General features: G+C 65.8%; 18 protein-coding genes. 5 read left to right on the forward strand and 13 right to left on the reverse strand.

Annotated elements, in window-relative coordinates; genetic code table 11:
- Positions 1-161: 161 nt before the first annotated feature.
- The 4 genes from BLT40_RS14920 to BLT40_RS14935 all read left to right on the forward strand — a co-directional run bounded on the left by BLT40_RS14920 (position 162) and on the right by BLT40_RS14935 (position 2,475).
- Complete coding sequence (locus BLT40_RS14920) at positions 162-1,058, forward strand: phosphoribosylaminoimidazolesuccinocarboxamide synthase (protein WP_090354511.1); 897 nt, start codon at positions 162-164, stop codon at positions 1,056-1,058.
- A gap of 250 nt (positions 1,059-1,308) precedes the next feature.
- Entirely contained in the window at positions 1,309-1,776 is a 468-nt protein-coding gene (locus BLT40_RS14925; RefSeq protein WP_090354513.1) for an Mpo1 family 2-hydroxy fatty acid dioxygenase, read from the forward strand.
- 13 nt (positions 1,777-1,789) lie between these two features.
- Positions 1,790-2,203 (forward strand): hypothetical protein, encoded by a 414-nt coding sequence (locus BLT40_RS14930; protein WP_090354516.1) that lies wholly within the window; start codon positions 1,790-1,792, stop codon positions 2,201-2,203.
- 89 nt (positions 2,204-2,292) lie between these two features.
- On the forward strand, positions 2,293-2,475 hold the full coding sequence (locus BLT40_RS14935) for a DUF2061 domain-containing protein (RefSeq protein WP_036116119.1): 183 nt from the start codon (positions 2,293-2,295) through the stop codon (positions 2,473-2,475).
- Here the strand turns inward: BLT40_RS14935 and BLT40_RS14940 are convergent.
- Positions 2,458-4,599, reverse strand: a complete 2,142-nt coding sequence (locus BLT40_RS14940; RefSeq protein ID WP_090354519.1) for a beta-agarase — start codon at positions 4,597-4,599, stop codon at positions 2,458-2,460. The two genes, BLT40_RS14935 and BLT40_RS14940, sit on opposite strands and share 18 nt — an antisense overlap.
- A gap of 35 nt (positions 4,600-4,634) precedes the next feature.
- Positions 4,635-5,963 (reverse strand): APC family permease, encoded by a 1,329-nt coding sequence (locus BLT40_RS14945; RefSeq protein ID WP_036116120.1) that lies wholly within the window; start codon positions 5,961-5,963, stop codon positions 4,635-4,637.
- Between the two features lie 182 nt (positions 5,964-6,145).
- Here BLT40_RS14945 and BLT40_RS14950 point away from each other — a divergent pair, with 182 nt between their 5' ends.
- The gene (locus BLT40_RS14950; RefSeq protein ID WP_090354523.1) at positions 6,146-6,610 is read left to right on the forward strand and encodes an REP-associated tyrosine transposase; all 465 of its coding nucleotides are present in this window, start codon (positions 6,146-6,148) and stop codon (positions 6,608-6,610) included.
- Positions 6,611-6,648: 38 nt separating this feature from the next.
- On the opposite strand, the gene lpdA is transcribed toward BLT40_RS14950, so the two are convergent.
- From lpdA to rodA, 11 genes are all read right to left on the reverse strand, one after another.
- Positions 6,649-8,481 (reverse strand): dihydrolipoyl dehydrogenase, encoded by a 1,833-nt coding sequence (gene lpdA, locus BLT40_RS14955; protein WP_090354526.1) that lies wholly within the window; start codon positions 8,479-8,481, stop codon positions 6,649-6,651.
- A gap of 15 nt (positions 8,482-8,496) precedes the next feature.
- The gene (aceF, locus tag BLT40_RS14960) at positions 8,497-10,242 is read right to left on the reverse strand and encodes a dihydrolipoyllysine-residue acetyltransferase (protein WP_090354529.1); all 1,746 of its coding nucleotides are present in this window, start codon (positions 10,240-10,242) and stop codon (positions 8,497-8,499) included.
- A 157-nt stretch (positions 10,243-10,399) separates the two neighbouring features.
- On the reverse strand, positions 10,400-11,290 hold the full coding sequence (locus tag BLT40_RS14965; protein WP_051944018.1) for a mechanosensitive ion channel family protein: 891 nt from the start codon (positions 11,288-11,290) through the stop codon (positions 10,400-10,402).
- Between the two features lie 104 nt (positions 11,291-11,394).
- A complete protein-coding gene (locus BLT40_RS14970; RefSeq protein ID WP_090354532.1) occupies positions 11,395-13,716 on the reverse strand; it encodes a carboxy terminal-processing peptidase in 2,322 nt (773 codons plus the stop codon).
- 31 nt (positions 13,717-13,747) lie between these two features.
- On the reverse strand, positions 13,748-14,746 hold the full coding sequence (lipA, locus tag BLT40_RS14975; RefSeq protein ID WP_090354535.1) for a lipoyl synthase: 999 nt from the start codon (positions 14,744-14,746) through the stop codon (positions 13,748-13,750).
- Between the two features lie 13 nt (positions 14,747-14,759).
- Positions 14,760-15,428 (reverse strand): lipoyl(octanoyl) transferase LipB, encoded by a 669-nt coding sequence (gene lipB / locus BLT40_RS14980; protein WP_090354537.1) that lies wholly within the window; start codon positions 15,426-15,428, stop codon positions 14,760-14,762.
- Positions 15,429-15,538: 110 nt separating this feature from the next.
- The gene (locus BLT40_RS14985) at positions 15,539-15,829 is read right to left on the reverse strand and encodes a DUF493 family protein (protein WP_036116134.1); all 291 of its coding nucleotides are present in this window, start codon (positions 15,827-15,829) and stop codon (positions 15,539-15,541) included.
- 13 nt (positions 15,830-15,842) lie between these two features.
- Positions 15,843-17,060: a D-alanyl-D-alanine carboxypeptidase family protein gene (locus BLT40_RS14990; RefSeq protein ID WP_036116136.1), complete on the reverse strand. Its 1,218-nt coding sequence runs from the start codon at positions 17,058-17,060 to the stop codon at positions 15,843-15,845.
- 39 nt (positions 17,061-17,099) lie between these two features.
- Positions 17,100-18,362 (reverse strand): septal ring lytic transglycosylase RlpA family protein, encoded by a 1,263-nt coding sequence (locus tag BLT40_RS14995; RefSeq protein WP_343123898.1) that lies wholly within the window; start codon positions 18,360-18,362, stop codon positions 17,100-17,102.
- Positions 18,359-19,390, reverse strand: a complete 1,032-nt coding sequence (gene mltB / locus BLT40_RS15000) for a lytic murein transglycosylase B (RefSeq protein WP_090354542.1) — start codon at positions 19,388-19,390, stop codon at positions 18,359-18,361. Before mltB ends, BLT40_RS14995 begins: the two co-directional genes overlap by 4 nt.
- Before the next feature lie 62 nt (positions 19,391-19,452).
- Positions 19,453-20,550, reverse strand: coding sequence for a rod shape-determining protein RodA (gene rodA, locus BLT40_RS15005; RefSeq protein WP_090354594.1), 1,098 nt, complete (start codon positions 20,548-20,550; stop codon positions 19,453-19,455).
- Positions 20,551-20,562 lie beyond the last annotated feature (12 nt).

Below are 20,562 nucleotides of genomic sequence, written 5' to 3' on the forward strand. Positions count from 1 at the left end.
CAGGGCAATGGGGGCAGTAACCCCGAATTCTAGCAGGCGGACCGCGTCCGCCTGCGCGCAGGCGCGCGCACCGCGCGCGAAATTCCTCACCGCCGGTGGGAGCCACACCCTACCCCCGGTACAATGGCCGACTTCGAACCGCCCCTCATCGGAGTCACCCCGTGCCGACCACCCTCTCGCAATCCGACCTGCCGGGCCTGGAGCTCATCCATCGCGGCAAGGTGCGTGACGTCTACGCCCTGCCCGGCAACCGCCTGCTGATGGTGGCGACCGATCGGCTGTCGGCCTTCGACGTGGTGCTCCCCGATCCGATTCCGGGCAAGGGCGAAATGCTGACCCAGATCTCCAACTTCTGGTTCGAGAAGACGAAACATCTCATGCCGAACCACCTCACCGGTGAGGACGTGGCCTCGGTGCTGCCGGCCGGCGTGGATCCCGCGCTCTATGCGAAACGCGCGGTGATCACCAAGCGGCTGAAGCCGGTGCCGGTCGAGGCCATCGCCCGTGGTTACATCATCGGCTCCGGCTGGAAGTCGTATCAGCAGACCGGCGACATTTGCGGGATCAGGCTGCCGGAAGGCCTCGAGCAGGCGCAGAAGCTGCCCGAGCCGATCTTCACCCCGTCGACCAAGGCGGCGGTAGGCGATCACGACGAGAACGTCAGCTTCGACGTGGTCGTCGACGCGATCGGCGAGGAGCTGGCCAACGCCGTACGCAAGGCCACCCTGGAGATCTATACCTTCGCCGCGGCCTATGCCGCCGAGCGTGGCGTGATCATCGCCGACACTAAACTGGAGTTCGGCACGGACGAGCACGGCGTGCTGCACGTGATGGACGAGATGCTGACCCCGGACTCCTCCCGTTTCTGGCCGGCTGACGAGTATCAGGTCGGCATCAGCCCGCCGAGCTACGACAAGCAGTTCGTCCGCGATTATCTGGAAGAGCTGGGCTGGAACAAGTCGCCGCCGGCGCCCAAGGTGCCCGCCGACGTGATCGAGCGGACGGCGTCGAAATATGCCGAGGCGCTGGATAAGCTGGCTGGGATTCGGTTGGACTGAGGCGGGTGGGGGTCGCCAGCAAGGCTGGCTCCTACATGTCCGCGGTGTCTTTCAGGGCACGGCAGGTCTGGGGGGGGCTTCCAGGCCACAGCAGACGTGTAGGAGCCGGCCCCGCCGGCGATCACTCTCGCCGCAACGCACGACCGCTCTCGCCGCAACGCACGATCACTCTTGCCGCAACGCACGATTGACGCGCGTTGCGCAACGGTCAACTCTCGCGCTTGACGCTTAACGCTTCACAGGCCCACTCATGCGCGATGCAGCCACCTGGTTCGGCAACTACAGCCGGGACCACCAGAACGAGACCAACCAGCTGATCCACTGGATCTGCGTGCCGGCGATCACCTGGACGGTGGTCGCGCTGTTCTGGCTCATTCCCGTCCCCGGGTGGCTCGGTCGCCCGGGCCTCTGGGCGGTGCTGGCGATGTTCCTGGCCTTCTGCTTCTACTTCTATCGCCTCTCGCGAAAGATCGGCATCGCCATGGCGGGTGCTTTCATCATCCTCGCCCTGGTCACCGACTCGCTCTACCGGAACATCGGCACGAGCGGCCTGCTCTGGTCGGCCATCACCGTCTTTGTCGTTGCCTGGATCGGCCAGTTCATCGGGCACCGGATCGAAGGGCGACGTCCCTCCTTCCTTACCGACCTGCAGTACCTGCTGATCGGCCCGGCGTGGCTGATGAGCAAGGCGCTCGGTCGCTTCGGCGCTCCCTACTGATGCGGGCTGTCCGGTGACCCAGACGATCCTGACCCTGCTTTCCGCGGCCATCTGGCTGGTGTTGTATGCCAGCGTGGGCGCGGTGGTCCCCGCCGTGATCGGCTGGTCCGTCCTGCGCTGGCTGGAGCGCACCCCCGTGGTGTTCAACCGCACCTACCTGGCCATGCTGATCTGGCTCCTGGTGGCGCTTGGCCTGGGCGGCACGGTGCTGCTGGTCACCCGGCACGGGCAGCCGATCGATGCCTCGCTGCTGGAACTGGCCTGGGTTCGCGGCTGGCTGGTGCTGGACATGCTGCTGGGCGCGTTTCTCATCTGGCGGCTGGTGCCCCGGGTCGATGCCCGACGGGTCAAACCGACCAGCGCCTGCATGACGGTCGCGATCCTGATGGTGGTGACGATCGTCTTGGCGATGGCGATTCATCGATAGGGACAACCTATTGGAATCATCTTAACGATCACTTGGACTTGTGTTCCGCGATCCCCATAATGAGATTCATTCCTATTGAGGACGTGGCCATGGCCCGCACCATCAAATATGCAGCGACGCATTTCAGCATCGCGTTTTCCATGAGTTACGCGGTCAACCAGAACGTCGCACTGAGCACGCTGGTCGGTATCGCCGAGCCGATCGCGTTCGCCCTCGGCCGCGACGTGACCCGCGGGTCGCGCCGCGGCCCACCCCTAGCGCACGCCGCCTGATCCACCGCCTGCGCGCGCATTGGCGACGGTGACGGCATGCGTGAAGCCGTCGAACGGGATGTCGGTGATGCCGACCAGCCCGATATGCGAGTTTTCGCCATCGAGAATACGACCGGTCACGGGCTGGTCGACGTACTGGAACCAGTGGGTGCCGACCACGACGCCTGACGCGACCGCCGCGTCGACGAAACGCGCGTAAGCCTTGCCGCGCTCCTCCTCGCTGCCGACGGCGGCGACTCCGTTCCCGAACGGCCCCCGGTCGGCCGATCCGAAGTGGAACTCCGTGATCATCACCGGCTTGTCCATCTTGCGGAAGGCGGCGACGTCGAAGCCGTGCTCGGGCACGTCGGTGTACGTATTGATGCTGGTGACGTCCGCATAGGCCGCACTGGCCTGCTCGGTCTCAGGCGTCCGGACGGCCAGACGTCCGCCGAGGAAAAGGTGATGCGGATCGGCTTTCTTCAACGTCTGCGCCACCGTGCGGAAGTACTGGTCGGCATACAGCTTCAGGAAAGCGATGTAATCGGCGGCGACCGCAGGATGCGCTTCGCTGGGATCCGGTGCCTTGAAGCCCCTGGCCGCGACCTGGTCCCACGAATGCACATCCACGCCCCAGGCTTTCGCGAACGTCGCCGCATCGCCGTGCGTCTTTTTCAGGTACGCGAGAAATGCCTGTTTGGCCGGGCTTTCCGGCCCCTGCACGAGCGAGCCCACGGCAAGCGCCCAGCGACCCTGCGGCCCCTGCCCCGCCCAGGCGAGTTCGTTATCCGCGAAGTAGCCAAGCAACCACGGGTCGTCTTTGACACCCTTGCTCGCATTGGCGACCGCCGTCGTTGCCGCCGCGGCAAAGCGCGGATCGAACGGATCGGGCATGCGACCCCAGTAGTCGTAACCGGTGCTCACCGTGTTGAAGTCGCCCTTGATGATCACCGGCACGGTGTAGGCGATACGGTGATCGCGGGCGAACGCCGGATCGCTCCAGTTGCCCAGCGTGTTGAAGCGCCAGCTCTTCAGCCGGTCGACGCTGCGCTTGCGCCACGCCGCCGCGAAATCGTTACCGAGCGTCCGTGACACGTTCTGCAAATAGATGTCCCACCAGCGCCCGTGATTCATGCCGTTGTCGCGCTGCGAGCCCTGATCGCTGCGACTGTCCGATACGCCTCCGAACCTGCCGCTCGCCCCGGACGTGTCAGCAAACATGAACTCGCGTCCCTGCACATAGGTACGCGCATCGGTGAGATTCACCGCGTTCACGCCCAGCGAGAAAAATGCATGCCCTTCCGGCGTCACCAGCCACCAGCGCTCGCCCTGCTTCTGCGCATGAAAGAACCCGGTCGCCTGTAACGCCGGCAGATCCGTCCGCCCACCGAACTGGTCCAGGCCGGTTACCGCAGCCTTGCCACCTGCCGCCACCGGCGGGAGCCAGCTCTGTCGACGATTGGCGGCGTTCTTCAGGCCCTCGTCGCTATCGATCTTCTCCGGCCACGTCCCCCGCGTGTACTGCCCATACCGATCCACCACCCCGGTATACGCCGCACGCAGATCGCCCTCGCCCGCTACGGTATCCAGCTTTCCGAACAACACGGTCTGCGCCGCGCCCGGCTGCGGCATCGACAACGTCACCGACGTCACCGCGTTCGCATCGACGGCGCCATCCACCGCCGTCGCGACGAGACGCTTCTCCTTACCGTCATCAAACGGCATCGGTGGCCCGACCTGCATCCCGAACGCTCGCGGGGAGGTCGCCTTCAGCGACACCGACAGCGTCTGCGGCGGGCCGGGAGGGACGCCGACCACCGTCTTCAGGTGCTTGTCGCCGGAAGCCACATCGACGATCAACGTCACCGGCCAGGGCATGCCGTTCTGCACACGCAGGCGCATCGTGCCATCCGGCTGCCAGCCCCAGGTGCCCTGCTTCGGCGCGAGGATCAGCGACGGCGACGCGGAGGGTTTGAAGGTGACCGCGACGAGTTCACCGCCGTCGGCGGCCTTGCGTACGGTGGGGTCGAGCGTGGCGTCACGCGTCGTGACGCGCGCGGCGTCGGCCGGATGGACGAGATCGACGGTCGCCGCGTGGGCGGAGACGCTGAGGGATAGCAGTGCGAGGGAAAGGTAAGTACGCATGCCCGGAATCTGCCACGCCGGGCATGAACGGGGACTCACCCCACCTTGCCCAGCCGCTTCCGCCACAGATAGTAAACCGGCACGCCGATCGCAATGATCACCAGACTCATGCCCGCATCGCCCGGCTCGGTGATCGCCGTCGCGGCAATCACGCACAGCACCGTGACGGTGAACACCAGCGGCAATACCGGATACCCCGGCACCAGGTACGGCGATGGCTCGTCGCGCAGCTTCTTGCGATACCAGAAGATGGTCGCGATACCGAACGCATGCGACAACCATTCGCCCACGGTCGTGTAGTTCAGCAGTGCCTTGAAGCTGCCCGAGAGAATCAGCACGATCGCCCAGCCACCCAGTGCCACGAGCGCGAACTGCGGCGCGCCGGTCTTCGCGTCGATACGCGCGATCGGCTTGAAGAACATGCCGTCGGCGCTCATCACCTGCAGCACGCGCGCACCACCGGCGATCGCGATGCTGCAATAACCGAACGTCGAGCAGGCGATACCGACGGCGATGATCGTCGCGCCGGATTCGCCGAACACGCGACGCATGAGATCCGCCGCCGGCGCCGTGCTTGCGGCGAGGCCGGCGTGACCAAGGCCCGCCATGTAGGCGATGTTGACCAGCACGTAGCAGACGACGACGGCGAGCATGCCGAGACCCAGCGCGCGTGGAAGCGTGCGCTGCGGTTCGCGTACTTCACCGGCGAGGTCGTTCAGGTAATGGAAGCCGCCGTACGCGAACAGCGCCGGAAGAATCGCGCCGATCACCGTGCTTGCCGGCACGTCGTGTGTCGGATCGGTAGCGAACGCCGCGCCGAGATGGCCCTGCGCGAGGAAGATACCGACGACGATCAGCAACGACACCGCGCCGAGCTTCAGCACGGTGAAGATGTTCTGCACCCATGCGCCGGCGCGGATACCGAACAGATTCACCGCGACGATGAAGCTGATGGCGCCGACGGCGAGCGGCTTGACCCACTCGTGCGGCAGACCGGTGGCGCGGCACGCGTAGTCGGCGAACGTCGTCGCCACGGCGGCCACGCTGCCCGGGTAATTGATCAGCGCCATCGTCCAGCCGAACAGGAAGGCTGGCAGCTGGCCGAAGGCTTCGCGCAGATAGACGTAGGTACCGCCCGCTTGCGGACGACGCGCGCCGAGCTCGGCGTAACAGAGGACACCTGCAAGGGTCAGCAGGCCGCCCAGCGTCCAGAGGAGAATCACCTCCGTGCCCGAACTGGTCAGCTGCGCGACGGTGGCCGGCGTGCGGAAGATACCCGCCCCGATGACACCGCCGATGACGATCATCGCGGCATCCCAGATACCGAGACGGCGGAGATAGTGAGCTGGCTGAGGTGCTGGCATCGGGTGACGATGCCATAACCGGCACACCGAGACCACTGTAGGAGCGCGCCCTGCGCGCGACCTGGGTTCGGCGGATGTCATGGCGGGACGGCGAACGGGTGTCGCGCGCGGGGCGCGCTCCTACAAGGTGACGAGGGTCGGGTGGATACCGGAGTCGCCGCGCGGTGAACCAGGATTAGCGGATGACGATTTCTTCCGGACACTCCGCTCTTCGCATCGGTCGTTTTTCAGAAGCCGGCCGGATCTATCTGGTTACAACGGTGGTGTGGAATCGCGCACCGCTGTTCCGCGATCACGTTACGGCTCGTATGGCAGCCCGCGCCATACATTCCCCGAAGACCTGGCTAAATGCGGAATGCCTCGCATGGGTGCTGATGCCGGACCACTGGCACGGAATCATCCAGCTCGGGGAGGACGCCGATCTGTCGAAAACGATAGGGAAGATGAAGTCGCGGGTCACCAGAGCGCTTCGAAAGACAGGCCGGGAGTCGCCCGTCTGGCAGCGGGCCTTTCATGATCGTGCGCTTCGCAAGGAAGACGATCTGAAAGCCATGGCGCGGTATGTCGTGGCCAATCCGATTCGCGCGGGGCTGGTGCGGCGCGTTGGGGACTATCCGTACTGGGATGCGATCTGGGTGGGGAATTGAGGCGCGCTCCTACATGAGGAGCGCGCCTTTTGCGGGGCTTATTTCTTCTTCGGGATATACAGGTCGGTGATCGTGCCCTCGTACACCTCGGCCGCCATGCCGACGGACTCGCCGAGCGTGGGGTGCGGGTGAACGGTGCGGCCGATGTCACCGGCTTCGGCACCCATCTCGATCGCCAGGGCGAGTTCGGAGATGAGGTCGCCCGCGTGCGGGCCGACGATGCCGGCACCGACGATGCGATGCGTCTCTTCGTCGAAGATCAGCTTGGTGAAACCCTCGGTGCGGTCGATACCGATGGCACGGCCCGAAGCCGCCCACGGGAACTTGCCCACGCCGACCTTGAGGCCCTTTTCCTTCGCTTCGCGCTCGGTCACGCCGACCCAGGCGATTTCCGGATCGGTGTAGGCCACCGACGGGATCACGCGAGCGTCGAAGAAGCTCTTCTGACCGGCGGCCGCTTCCGCCGCGACCTTGGCTTCGTGCGTGGCCTTGTGCGCCAGCATAGGCTGGCCGACGAGGTCGCCGATGGCGAAGATGTGCTTCACGTTGGTGCGCATCTGGCGGTCGACGGGGATGAAGCCGCGATCGCTGACTTCCACACCGGCCTTGTCCGCGCCGATCTTGTTGCCATTGGGCGAGCGGCCCACCGAGACGAGCACGCGGTCGTACACGGTGGTCTCGGGGATGCTGTCACCCTCGAAGGTGATCTCGATACCCTGCTTCGTAGCCTTGGCCGCGACGACCTTGGTCTTGAGATGGATGCCCTTGTAACGCTTGGCGATACGGCCTTGCAGCGGCTTGACCAGGTCGAGATCGGCGCCCGGCATCAGCTGGTCGGCGAGCTCGACGACGGTGACTTCCGAGCCGAGACCCGCGTACACCGTGGCCATTTCCAGACCGATGATGCCACCGCCGACGACCAGCATCTTCTTCGGCACGTCGCGCAGTTCGAGCGCACCGGTCGAGTCGATGACGCGCTCGTCGTCCCACGGGAACGAAGGCAGCTTCACCGACTGCGAGCCCGCAGCGATGATGGCGTTCTCGAAGCGGATCAGCTTGGTGCCTTCCGCCGTGACGACTTCCATCTCGTTGGGCGAGATGAACGTGCCGACACCGGTGACGGTACGCACCTTGCGCGCCTTGGCCATCTGGGCCAGGCCGCCGGTGAGCTTGCCGACGACCTTCTCCTTGAACGAGCGCAGCTTGTCCAGGTCGATGGTCGGCTTGCCGAAGGCGATACCGTGCGCTTCGATGGCGGCGGCTTCGTCGATGACGGCGGCCGCGTGCAGCAGCGCCTTCGACGGGATGCAGCCGACGTTGAGGCAGACGCCACCGAGCGACTCGTAACGCTCGACCAGCACCACGTCGAGGCCGACGTCGGCACCGCGGAACGCGGCCGTATAGCCGCCTGGACCGGAGCCAAGGACGACCAGCTGGCATTCGATGTCGGCCTTGCGACCGGAATCGGCCGCAGCCTTGACGGACGAAGCGGACGACGACGCGGCGGTGGGCGCGGCGACCGGTGTCGCTGGCTTCGGCGGTGACGGCGCGGGCGACGGGGTGGGAGCGGCGGGCGCGTCCTTCACTGTCGACTGGCCGACGGCCTTGTCCGCGACAGGCGCATCGGCGCCTTCCGCTTCGATGAGGGCGATCACGCTGCCGTCGTTGAGTTCGTCACCGATCTTGACCTTGATCTCGACGATCTTGCCAGCCTGCGAGGCGGGCACGTCCATCGTGGCCTTGTCGGATTCGAGCGTGACCAGGCTCTGGTCCTTGGCGACGGTGTCGCCGACCTTCACCAGGATCTCGATCACCGGCACATCGTGCGAGCCGCCGAGATCGGGGACTTTCAGTTCGATCGTGTTAGCCATGCGTGTCGTCTCCGGTCAGAGCAACAGGCGACGGATGTCGCCGAGCTGCTGGGCGAGATACACGGCGAAGCGTGCGGCCAGGGCGCCGTCGATGACGCGGTGATCGTACGACAGCGACAGCGGCAGGATCAGGCGCGGCGCGAATTCCTTGCCGTTCCACACCGGCTTCATCGCCGCCTTGGAAACGCCCAGAATTGCCACTTCCGGCGCATTGACGATCGGCGTGAACGCCGTACCGCCGATGCCGCCGAGCGAGGAAATCGAGAAGCAGCCGCCCGACATGTCGGCGGCGGTAAGCTTCTTGTCGCGTGCTTTCTTCGAGATCTCACCCAGTTCCGCGGCGAGCTCGAGCAGACCCTTCTTGTCGGCGTCGCGGATGACCGGGACGACGAGGCCGTCCGGCGTATCCACGGCGATACCGACGTTGTAGTACTTCTTGAGCGTCAGCACTTCACCGGCCGCATCGAGCGACGCGTTGAACGTGGGGAATTTCTTCAGCGCCGCGACCACCGCCTTGATCTGGAAGACCAGCGGGGTGACCTTGAGATCCTTGTTCTCCTCGCCGAGCTTCTTGCGGAAGGCTTCGAGCTCGGTGATGTCCGCGTCTTCGAACTGCGTGACGTGCGGAATCATCGCCCAGTTGCGGGCGAGGTTCGCAGCGGAGATCTTCGGAATGCGGCCGAGCGGCTTTTCTTCGATGTCGCCGAACTTCGAGAAGTCGACCTTCGGCCACGGCAGCAGGCTGAGGCCATTGCCACCGGCGACGGCACCGCCCTTCGACGGCGACGCACCCGAGGCCATCACCTGCTTCACGTAGCCGGAGATGTCTTCGCGCTGGATGCGGCCACCGCGACCGCTGCCCTTGACCTGGGCGACGTCGACACCGAGCTCGCGTGCGAACGCGCGCACGGCGGGGCTGGCGTAGGGGGCATTGCCCGGCATGATCACGCTGGCGTCGAACGACACCGGCGGCGTACGCGGCGTGCCACCGGCGGGTTCGGACTTCGAGGCTTCCGAGGTCGAGGCGTCGGAGGCGGCGGCACGCTTCGGTGCTTCGGCCGGGGCTTCCGAGATACCGGGCTTGTCGGTCGAAGCGGCGGGCTGTGCGTCGGCCGAGGCGGCTTCAGCGGACTCGCCGCCGGCGCCTTCGAGCACGGCGATCAGGTCGCCGTCGTTCACTTCGTCGCCGACCTTGACCTTCAGTTCCCTGATGACGCCCGCGGCCGGGGCCGGGATGTCCATCGTGGCCTTGTCGGACTCGAGCGTCATCAGGCTCTGATCTTTCTCGACGGTATCGCCGACCTTGACCATGAGCTCGATGATCGGCACCGGCTTGCCGCCGATGTCGGGGACGGTGACGTTGACCGGGCCCGACGACTTCGAGGCGGACGGTGCCTTGGCGGCGGCCGGAGCCGGAGCCGGAGCCGGCGCGGCGGCCTTGGCCTCGTCGGCCTTCGGGGCGGCGGCCTTCGGTGCATCGGCCTTGGGAGCGTCAGCCTTCGGCGCTTCGGCCGGGGCATCACCCTCGGCTTCGACCAGGGCGATCACGTGGCCTTCGTCGACTTCGTCGCCGACCTTGACCTTCAGTTCCTTGATGACGCCAGCGAACGGCGCCGGCACTTCCATCGTGGCCTTGTCGGATTCGAGCGTCACGAGGCTCTGGTCCTTTTCGACGCGATCGCCGACCTTGACCATGATTTCGATGACGGGGACCGCGCTACCACCAATATCGGGGACGCGGGCTTCTTTGACGTCGGCCATGGAACCTCCTAGAAAACAGGCGTCGGAGGGCGGCAAACCCACCGGCGGGGGAAGACAGGCGCCTATGCTGCGGCGCAACCGGTCGATTGTAATCCCTCAAGCAGCTTTTCCCACGATTCAAACGGTCGTTGGGGTGAATTTCTGCTTTTACTGAGAGTCACGACGGATTGAGCGGATTCGCAGCCGGGCCGTCGACCTTGCCCTGCCCTTCCGCCGCCGGCGCCGGATTGCCGATCACCCGAATCTCGCTCTGCGGGTAAGGAATGGTGATCCCCTCCTCGTCGAAGCGCTCCTTGATCCGACGCAGCAGATTCGTCTGCGCCCCCTGCATGTCGGCCACCGCCGTCCAGGCGCGGATTACGAGGTTGACGCTGGAGTCGCCGAGCGCATCGGTCCAGACGCCCGGCGCCGGGTCCTTGAGGATGCGCGGGTCCGCATCGAACAGATCGGTGATCACCTTCATCGCCTTACCGATGTCGTCGCTGTAGCCGATGCCGACCTTGAACTCGAAGCGACGCGTGCCACGCACGTTGTAGTTGATGATCGCGTCGCCGCCGACCTTCGCGTTCGGCACCACGGCTTCGCGATTGTCCGGCGTGATCAGATAGGTGTGCATCAGGTTGACGCTCTGCACCGTGCCATCGATGCCGCCGACGGTGACGTAATCACCCACGCGGAACGGCCGGAACAGAATCAGCAGCACGCCCCAGGCGAGATTGGACAGCGAACTGGTGAGCGCGAGGCCGACGGCGAGTCCGGCGGCGCCGATGGCCGCGATAAAGGAAGCGGTCGGAATACCGACCGTGCCGAGCACCTGGATGAACAGCAGTGCCAGCAGGACGCCGTAGACGACGTTGCGCAGGAACAGCGCCAGCGTGACATCGACATGCGCGCGCTCGAGTGCACGACGGCCGATGTTGGCGAGGCGTGCCGCGAGCCAGAAGCCGATGACCAGCAGCAGGAGCGCAAGGCCGATGCGTACGGAGTACGAGAGGATGAGCGTGCGCATGGCGGCATCGACGCCGATACGGTCGAGGAAGTCGTTCATGGTGCTGCCTTTGGACGGTGGAAAAGTGCGCGACGAGGCTAGCAGCGACGAAGTGAAAAGGTGGTTTCCAGGCACAAAAAAGGCGCCTTTCGGCGCCTTCTTCGTTACGGCGTGCTGGTAGCCGCCGGCTTGGTCGGCACCTGCGCCGTCTGCGGGGTGTCGATCTTCCTGCCGCCGTACGGAAGCACCTCGGCGGCGACCTTCGGGTCCGCCTTGATCAGCGCCACTTCGTCGCTGACGATGTGCGCGGCTTCGTCCAGCGGCGTGTCCTTGGCCTTCTTCGCGTCGGCTTCCTGCTTGATCTCCGACTTCAGGCTGCGCTCGTTGGCGTTGAGGCCATCGTCACCGGTGGTGTCGTCGTCGTTCGGATCCGCCGCGCTGCCATCGCCACCGAAGATCGCCTTGCGACGATTGCGGAAGTCGGTCTGCAGCGCGTCGTACTGCTTACGCTCGGCCTGACGGGCGGCGAAGTTGAGCGAGATGTCGGTCTTGTCACGCAGCTTCTTGTACTGGGCGAGTTCGTCCAGCATCAGCTTCCACGCGGGCGAGGTGGCGACGCGTGCGTCGTGCCTCTGGTTGAGCGGACCGATGATCGGCTTGAGGTCGGCGACCGGCTTGTAGTCAGCCGGGTCGATATGACGCCACGGCAGCGCGTTGTCATAGGTCGACTCGCCAAATTCCTTCGCATCGCCGTTCTGCGGGAACTGGACGTCCGGCGTCACGCCATGCAGCTGCGTGCTGTCGCCGTTGATGCGGATGAATTCCGCGATCGTCATCTTCAGCTCGCCGTACTTGGCGTCTTCACCGGTCTGCGCCTTGCCGAAACGGTCGAGGTCGACCAGGTTCTGCACGGTGCCCTTACCGAAGGTCGGCTCACCGATGATGATGCCGCGGCCGTAGTCCTGGATGGCCGCCGCGAAAATTTCCGAGGCCGACGCCGAACCGCGGTTGACCATGACCGCCATCGGGCCGTCCCACGACATGCCCGGGACGTCGTCGCCCTGCGCGTCGATCTGGCCGCGCGCGTCACGCACCTGCACGACCGGGCCGGTGTCGATGAACAGACCGGTGAGCTCGGTGGCTTCCGACAGCGAACCGCCGCCGTTATTGCGCAGGTCCATGATGATGCCGTCCACCTTCTGCGCCTTCAGCTCGGTGAGCAGCTTGGACACGTCGCGCGTGGCGCTCTTGAAGTTGGCGTCGCCGTTACGGCGGGCGCCGAAGTCCTGATAGAACGTGGGCAGGTCGATCACGCCGATCTTGCGCGTGACATCGCCGTCCTTCACGTCGATGACCTTGGACTTGGCGGCCTGCTCTTCCATCGTGACCTTCTTGCGGACGAGCGTCACGACGTTGTGCTTGCCGTCGACGCCCGCATCGGCGGGAAGAATCTCGATACGGACGGTGGTGTCCTTCTTGCCGCGGATCAGCTTGACCACGTCGTCCTGGCGCCAGCCGACCACGTCGACCATGGGACCGGTTTCGCCCTGACCGATGGCGACGATGCGGTCGCCCGCCTTCATCTTGCCGGACTTGATCGCCGGGCCGCCGGGCACGAGCTCGCGGATGGTGGTGTAGTCGTCGCGTGCCTGCAGCACCGCACCGATGCCTTCCAGCGACAGACGCATGGCGATGTCGAACTGGTCCGCGGCGCGGGGGCCGAGGTAATCGGTGTGCGGGTCGGTCGAGTTGGCGTACGCGGTCATGAAGGCCTGCGTCGCGTCCTCGTTATCCAGCTGGCGCACGCGCGAGATGTACGTGGCGTAGCGCTTGTCGAGCGTCTTGCGGATCTCGTCGTCGGTCTTGCCGGCGAGCTTCAGGCGCAGCCAGTCGTTCATGGTGCGCTTGCGCCACACGTCGTCGAGCTCGGCCTGGTTCTTCGGGGCGGCGGCCTTCTTGCGGTCGAAGTTGAAGCTTTCGTTGCCGCTGAAGTCGAAGCCCTTGGCCAGCAGGCTGCGCGCGTAGTTCATGCGGTCGACCGCGCGCGTGATGTACAGGTTGAACACCGAGAACGGCGCGGTCAGGTCCTGGTTCCAGATGGCGTCGTCGAGCTGGGTCTTCATCGGCTCGAACTTGGCCAGATCTTCCTGCGTGAAGAAGACTTTTTCGCTGTCGAGCGACTCGATGTAGGCCTTATAGATCTTGGCCGACATGGCGTCGTCAAGCGGCTGGGCCTGATAGTGGAAACGCGTGAGGAAGCGCGCTGACAGCTGCGAGGCCTGCGCTTCGGCCGGCGTGGCCTTCAGCGGCAGGGTGGATTCCTTACGCTGCGGCTCGGGCGAGGTCGCAGCTTCCGACGCGTCCTTCGGCTGCGGTGCGGCCGGCTTGGTCGCGGGCGCTGTGTCCGGCTGCGGCTTGGCGGTCTGGGCCTGGACGCCTGCTGCCGAGAGGGCAAGCAGGAGAGCGAACGCGGGACGAAGGGTCATGTAGTCGCAGCCTCGGAGTGCTTCAAATCGTTTATTCGACGACACCGGCGGCGTGAGCCATCAGGTCGGCATGGTAGGAGGATCGCACTAACGGGCCGGAAGCGACATGGCCGAAGCCCATCTCTTCGCCCGCGACGCGCAGCGCCTCGAACTCGTCCGGCGTCCAGTAACGGACCACCGGATGGTGATGCGCGGTCGGCTGCAGGTACTGGCCGATGGTGATCATGTCCACGTCATGGTTACGTAGATCGCGCATGGTCTCGAGTACCTGCTCCATCGTTTCGCCCAGGCCCAGCATGATGCCGGACTTGGTCGGAACGTCGGGATGCTGCGCCTTGAAGCGCTTGAGCAGGTCCAGCGACCACTGGTAATCCGCGCCCGGGCGCACTTCGCGGTAGAGGTGCGGGACGGTTTCGAGGTTGTGGTTGAAGACGTCCGGCGGGAAGTCCTTCATGACCTCGAGCGCGCGCTCCATCCGGCCCTTGCCGCGGAAATCCGGGGTCAGGATCTCGATGCGGATGTTGGGGCTGGCGTGGCGCACGGCACGGATGCACGAGGCGAAATGCTCGGCGCCGCCGTCGCGCAGGTCGTCGCGGTCCACCGAGGTGATCACCACGTACTTCAGGCGCATGTCGCGAATGGTCTCGGCCAGGCGCGCCGGTTCCAGCGGGTCCGGCGGCTGCGGGCGGCCATGGGCCACATCGCAGAACGAGCAGCGGCGGGTGCAGACCTCACCGAGAATCATGAACGTGGCGGTGCCCTTGGAGAAGCACTCGTGGATGTTCGGGCAGGAGGCTTCCTCACAGACCGTGACCAGCGAGTTTTCGCGCAGGCGCGCCTTCAGCTGCTGCACGGCGTTGCCCTGCGGCAGACGGACGCGGATCCAGCCGGGCTTGCGCAGAACCGGCACGTTCGTATCGAAGCCCGCACGGTTGAGCGCGATCTTGTCGTTGCCCAGCATCTTCTCGCCCGGCTTGTCGACGACGGCGATGGGGATGCTGCGGGAGGGAGTGGCGGAGGTTTGGCTCATAACGGCTACGTCCTCAGACCGCGACGCGGGCGGGGAGTTCGGGGAGAGTGGAGTCGGCGGCGACGGCATGGAAGCCGAACTGCTTACAGAATTCCTGTACCAGGACGTCTTCCACGTCCACCAACCGCGACGGACCACCCAAGTCTAGCACCTGGGTGACTTCCAAACCCTTGTACCCGCAGGGATTGATGCGGTGGTAGGGCTCGAGATCCATGTCCACGTTGAAGGCCAGCCCGTGGAAGCTGCAGCCGCGGCGGATGCGCAGGCCGAGGGCGGCCACTTTGGCGCCAGCCACGTAAACGCCGGGCGCGCCTTCCTGACGTTCGGCGCCGATGTTCCATTCGCCCAGGGTATCGATGATGGCCTGCTCGATGCGGCAGACCAGCTCACGCACGCCCACCCCGACACGGCGCAGGTCGATCATCGGGTAGGCCACGATCTGGCCGGGCCCGTGATAGGTCACCTGACCGCCGCGATCCACGCGGACCACCGGGATATCACCCGCCGCCAGCACGTGCTCCTCCTTGCCGGCCTGTCCCAGCGTAAAGACAGGGTCGTGCTCCAGCAGCCACAGCTCGTCGACCGTGTCCTCGGTGCGGTTGTCGGTGAAGGCGCTCATGGCCTTCCAGGTGGATTCGTAGGGGACGCGCCCCAGCCGGCGGACGTTGAGGGGGTGGGTCATGAGGATGGGGTCGGAGGGGATGCCGAGGAATTGTGGGCGATGCCCGCGCTAAACAAGGATAGCCCCCTGCAGGAGCGCGCCCCGCGCGCTCCTGCAGGGGCATGCCCGGATCACATCGTGAAGCGAATATTCTCGTCCGCACGCAAGGTGCTATGCGCCTCGAGGTACTTCTCGCGCGTCGGCGCGACGAAGCTCACCGTCACCGACTGGTAATTGCCGGCCGGGGTCAGCTTGGTCGACAGTGTCTCGTGCAGTACTTCGAGGCCGACACCGTGGAGCAAGGCCGGCACGTGCTTGTCCAGACCCGCGTTGGCGTTGCCGATCGCGGTGATCTCGAACTCGCCCGGGAACTGGAAGCCCTTGCCGTCTTTCTGCGCGTCAGTGAAGTCGATTTCCTTCATCGCCCGAGCCCTCTTACTTCTTGTCGCCGTCGCTGTGGAACCACAGCATGATCGTGTCCCACAGGCGCGAGAAGAAGCCGCCTTCGGGCGCGTCGTTCAGGGCCACGAGCGGCGCGGTGAGCACCGGCTGGCCGTCGAGCGTCACGCGCAGCGTGCCGACCTGCTGGCCCTTCTTGAACGGGGCGATCAGGGTCGAGGGGATGTCGAGGTTGGCCTTGAGCTTGTCGTAGTCGCCGCGCTTGACCGACACCATCGCGTCCTCGGCAACACCGAGAGGGATGGTGTTCTCGGCGCCCTTCCACAGCTTGGGCGTGGCCAGCGGCTTGTTGGCTTCGTAGAGCTTATGGCTCTCGAAGAAGCGGAAACCGTAATTGAGCAGCGCCAGCGCGGCATCCGCACGGCCCTTCTCGCTGTTGGCGCCCATGATGATGGCGATCATGCGGGCGTCGCCCTGCTTGGCCGACGCCGCCAGGCAGTAGCCGGCCGCCGCGGTGTGACCGGTCTTGATACCGTCGACGGTGTTATCGCGCCACAGCAGCAGGTTGCGGTTGTGCTGCTTGATGCCGTTCCACTCGAACTCCTTGACCGCCGAGATCGCGTAGTCCTCGGGGAAGTCGTGGATGAGCGCGCGGGACAGGATCGCGATGTCGTGCGCGGTGGTGTAGTGGTTGGCGACCGGATAACCGGAGGCGTTCTGGAACTGCGAATGCGTCATGCCCAGCTGCTTGGCGTACGCGTTCATCAGATTGGCAAAGGCCGGCTCCGAGCCCGCGGTGTGTTCGGCCAGCGCGATGGCGGCGTCGTTACCGGACTGGATGATCATGCCGTAGAGCAGGTCTTTCAGCTTCACCTGGCTGTTGAGCTTGAGGAAGCTGGTGGAGCCGTCGGTGCTGGCGCCGCCGCCGCGCCAGGCGTTCTCGCTGATGGTGACCGGATCTTCGTTGTGGATCTTGCCGTTGCCCAGCTCGGCCGAGACGACGTAGTCGGTCATGATCTTGGTGATCGAGGCCGGCTCGAGCTGCACGTCCATGTCCTTCGACGCGATGATCTGCCCGGTGTTGTAGTCCATCAGCACCCAGCTCTTGCCCTCGACGTCCGGCGGCGGCGGCACCGGCGCCTCGGGCACCACCGGGCGCGGCACGACGGGCGGACGGGGGGGCTGCTGCGCCGCGACACCCGCGACGAGCGCGGCGGCGGCAAAAGCGAACAGGGAGCGAGGCAGAAGCTTCATCGTTTCAACGGTCCAGTCAAATGCAACAAAAAAAGAAGGTCAGTCTACCGCGACCGAGGGGCGGGGCAGACCCATGCCAGCGATCTGGTCGGTCACGCGATCGGCCGTATCGACGTCAGCCATGGGCCCGACCCGGACCCGGCGCACGCTGCGGCCGCCGACGGCGGTCTCGATCACACTGACAGGGCCAAGGCCAGCTTTGTTCAGCTGATCGGCGACGCGGTTGGCATTGGCGGCATCCGAGAAGGCGCCGACCTGAAGGTAGATGGTGGGTTTGCCGACCACGGGGGCGGCGACCGGGCCACGGGAGGGGCTGGAAACCGGGGCCTTGGCGCCTGTCCCGGTGCCCGCGCCCGCGAGGGGCGGCAGCGCTTCGGTCGGCGACACCCCGGTCATGCCGGGCACATGCCCCTCGGCGAGGCTGACGCCAGCCACCGCCGCGCCACCGACCGGGGCATCGATATCCTGCGACGGTGCGCGCGGCGCCAGCGCGCGCTCGGGCGTGGACGCGGGACGCGCGCCGACCGGCGCGGACGCGGCCGCGCTGGCGACCACCCGCGGCGGCGGCGGTGGCGCGGTGATCGGCGCGGGTTTCGGCGCCGTGTTGACGTACGGCGCGCCGCGATCGCTGTTGGCTTCCGTCGGATCGATCGCGCGCACTTCGACCAGACCCGTGCCCTTCGGCCAGACACCGATCTTCACGGCCGCGGCGAAGGACAGATCGATGATCCGGTTCTCGTGGAACGGACCGCGATCGTTGATGCGGACGATGACCGTCTTGCCGTTCTCGAGGTTGGTGACACGTGCGTAGCTCGGCAGCGGCAACGTCTTGTGCGCGCCGGAGAACTGATACATGTCGTATTCCTCGAGGCTCGAGGTCTTGTAGCCGTGGAACTTGTTGCCGTAGAACGAGGCGATGCCGCGCTCGACGTAACCGCGTGGCGAGGGCAGCACGTTGTAGGTCTGGCCGAGCACGGAATACGGGCTCTTGTTGCCGTAGAGCGAGCGTGGCTCGACCTTCGGCACCGGCTCCGGGAGCTTGCTGACATCCGGAATCTCGGTCGGCACGCTGTCGGAACTGGACCGGTAGCGCGAGCCCTGCGACTTGCGGATGTCGTCGTAGCCGCCGCGCGATGAAGATGAGGAGCCGCCATTGCTACCGCCACGCGAGGCCGGGCGGGTGTTTTTCGACCCGCCGCAGGCGCTGAGCAACAACGCGACCAGCAGGACAGCGGCAACACGCAGGAGCGCGCAGGGCGCGCTCCTACCCTGCATCGCCGCCGTACCGGCGCGATGCCTCATCGCGGGGCGGGTCCGCCGGCGCGCTCGCGGATGGCCTGCGCCAGCTGGTTCACGGCCATGGCGTACATCGGGCTGCGGTTGTAGGTGGTGATCACGTAGAAATTCTGGAAGGTGAACCAGTACTCGTCACCCGACGGCCCGTCGAGACGCACCAGCTGTGCGTCGCGACCCGGGTTGAGATGCTGCACGGGCGCGAAGCCGTCGGCGACGAACGATTCCACCGGCGCCACGGGGCGCCAGTCCTTCGGGACGTCGGGCGCGCGCACGCGCGTATCGGGCTGCGCACGCGCCGCCACGGGACCCCCACGCTCCCAGCCATGCTCGACGAAGTAGTTGGCGATGCTGGCGAAAATGTCGCCCATCGAGCCCTTCATGTCGATACGGCCGTCGTGGTCGTAATCCACGCCCCAGTCGCGGATGGACGAAGGCATGAACTGCCCCCACCCCTGCGCGCCGGCATAGGAGCCGGTCAGCGTGTCGACGGGCCCACCCAGGTGGTTCGACGGCAGTTCGAGCAGCGTTTTCAGCTGCTCGCGGAAGAACGGCGCACGCTTGGGGTAGTAGAACGCGAGCGTGGTGAGCGCATCGATCACCTTCCACTTGCCGGTGTTCTTGCCGTAGAAGGTTTCGACACCGACGATGGCGACGATGTATTCCGGCGGCACGCCGTACTTGCGGCCGATGCCGTCGAGCAGCGCGCGGTGTTCCTCGTAAAACGCGGCACCGGCGGCGATCCGCTGCTCGGTGAGAAAAATCGGACGGTAATCGCGCCAGGGTTTGCCCTCGGCGGGTCGGCTGATCGCGTCGAGGATCGCCTGCTGCTTCTTCGCGTTGTCGAGCAACGCGTTCAGCGAGGCCTTGCTCTTGCCGGTGTCCTTCGCCACCTCGCGCACGAGTGCATCCTGGCCAGGATGCGTCTCAGCATGCGCGGACGCCGCGAAAAGCAGGGGGATACCGATCAACGCGCCGGCGAGGCGCGGGAGGTGGCGTGCGGGTCGGGCGCGGCGCGCAGTCAGAACTTCATCCATGCACCGAAGGGTAACACGCAGCTGTGGCGCATCCGGGGCGCGTTTCGGCCGCTGTTCAGCCATCAATCGTGCAGCTTGCGATTGGCGTGAATCGACATCAGCACACCGAAGCCCGTCAGCAGCGAGACGGCCGACGTACCGCCGTAACTGACCAGCGGCATCGGCACGCCGACCACCGGCAGAATGCCCGCGACCATGCCGCCGTTGACCGCCACATAGACGAAGAAACTCATGCCGATGGCGCCGGCCAGCAGGCGTGAATACGTGTCGCGCGCGTTCATCGCGATCCACAGGCAGCGGCCGATGATGAACGCGTACAGCAGCATGATGCCGATAACGCCGATCAGGCCGAATTCCTCGGAGAAGACCGCGAAGATGAAGTCGGTGGTGTGCTCGGGCAGGAACTCCAGACGCGACTGCGTACTGTGCTGCCAGCCCTTGCCGAACACGCCGCCGGAGCCGACAGCGATCTTCGACTGGATGATGTGCCAGCCGTTGCCCAGCGGGTCGGATTCCGGATCCAGCAGGGTGCGCACGCGATTGCGCTGGTACTCGTGCAGGAACTGCCAGGCGACGGGAATGGCGCCGCCCACGGCGCCGACGATCAGGCCGATGCGCCACCAGGCCATGCCGGAAAGAAACAGCGCGAACGCACCCGCTCCCGCCACCAGCAGCGCCGTGCCCAGGTCGGGCTGTTTCGCGATCAGACCGGCCGGCACCGCGATCAGCAGACCGACCACCGCGATGTCCTTCCAGCTCGGCGGCAGCTGCCGGGGATGCAGGTACCAGGCGACCATCATCGGCATGGTCAGCTTGAGCAGTTCGGACGGCTGGAAACGCATGACACCCAGATCCAGCCAGCGATAGGCACCGCGGCCTTCGCCCAGGATCGCGACGACGACCAGCAAGGCGGTGCTGCCCATGTACAGCCAGGGCGTCCACGAGCGCAGCACCGGCGGCGGAATCCGCGAGATGACGACCAGCAGCACGGCACCGAGACCGAAGCGCATGGCCTGCCCCGTCACCAGACTGGCATCGGCATTGCCTGCGCTGTAGAGCGTGGTCAGGCCGACGCAGGCCAGGATGAACAGCGCCAGCAGCAGCGGAATGTCGAGGCGCGGACGGCTCAGAAGACGCAGGCCGAAACGCTTCATCCGCATGGTGAGGTTGGC

This window comes from Dyella sp. 333MFSha (assembly GCF_900102405.1).
GTDB lineage: Bacteria > Pseudomonadota > Gammaproteobacteria > Xanthomonadales > Rhodanobacteraceae > Luteibacter > Luteibacter mycovicinus.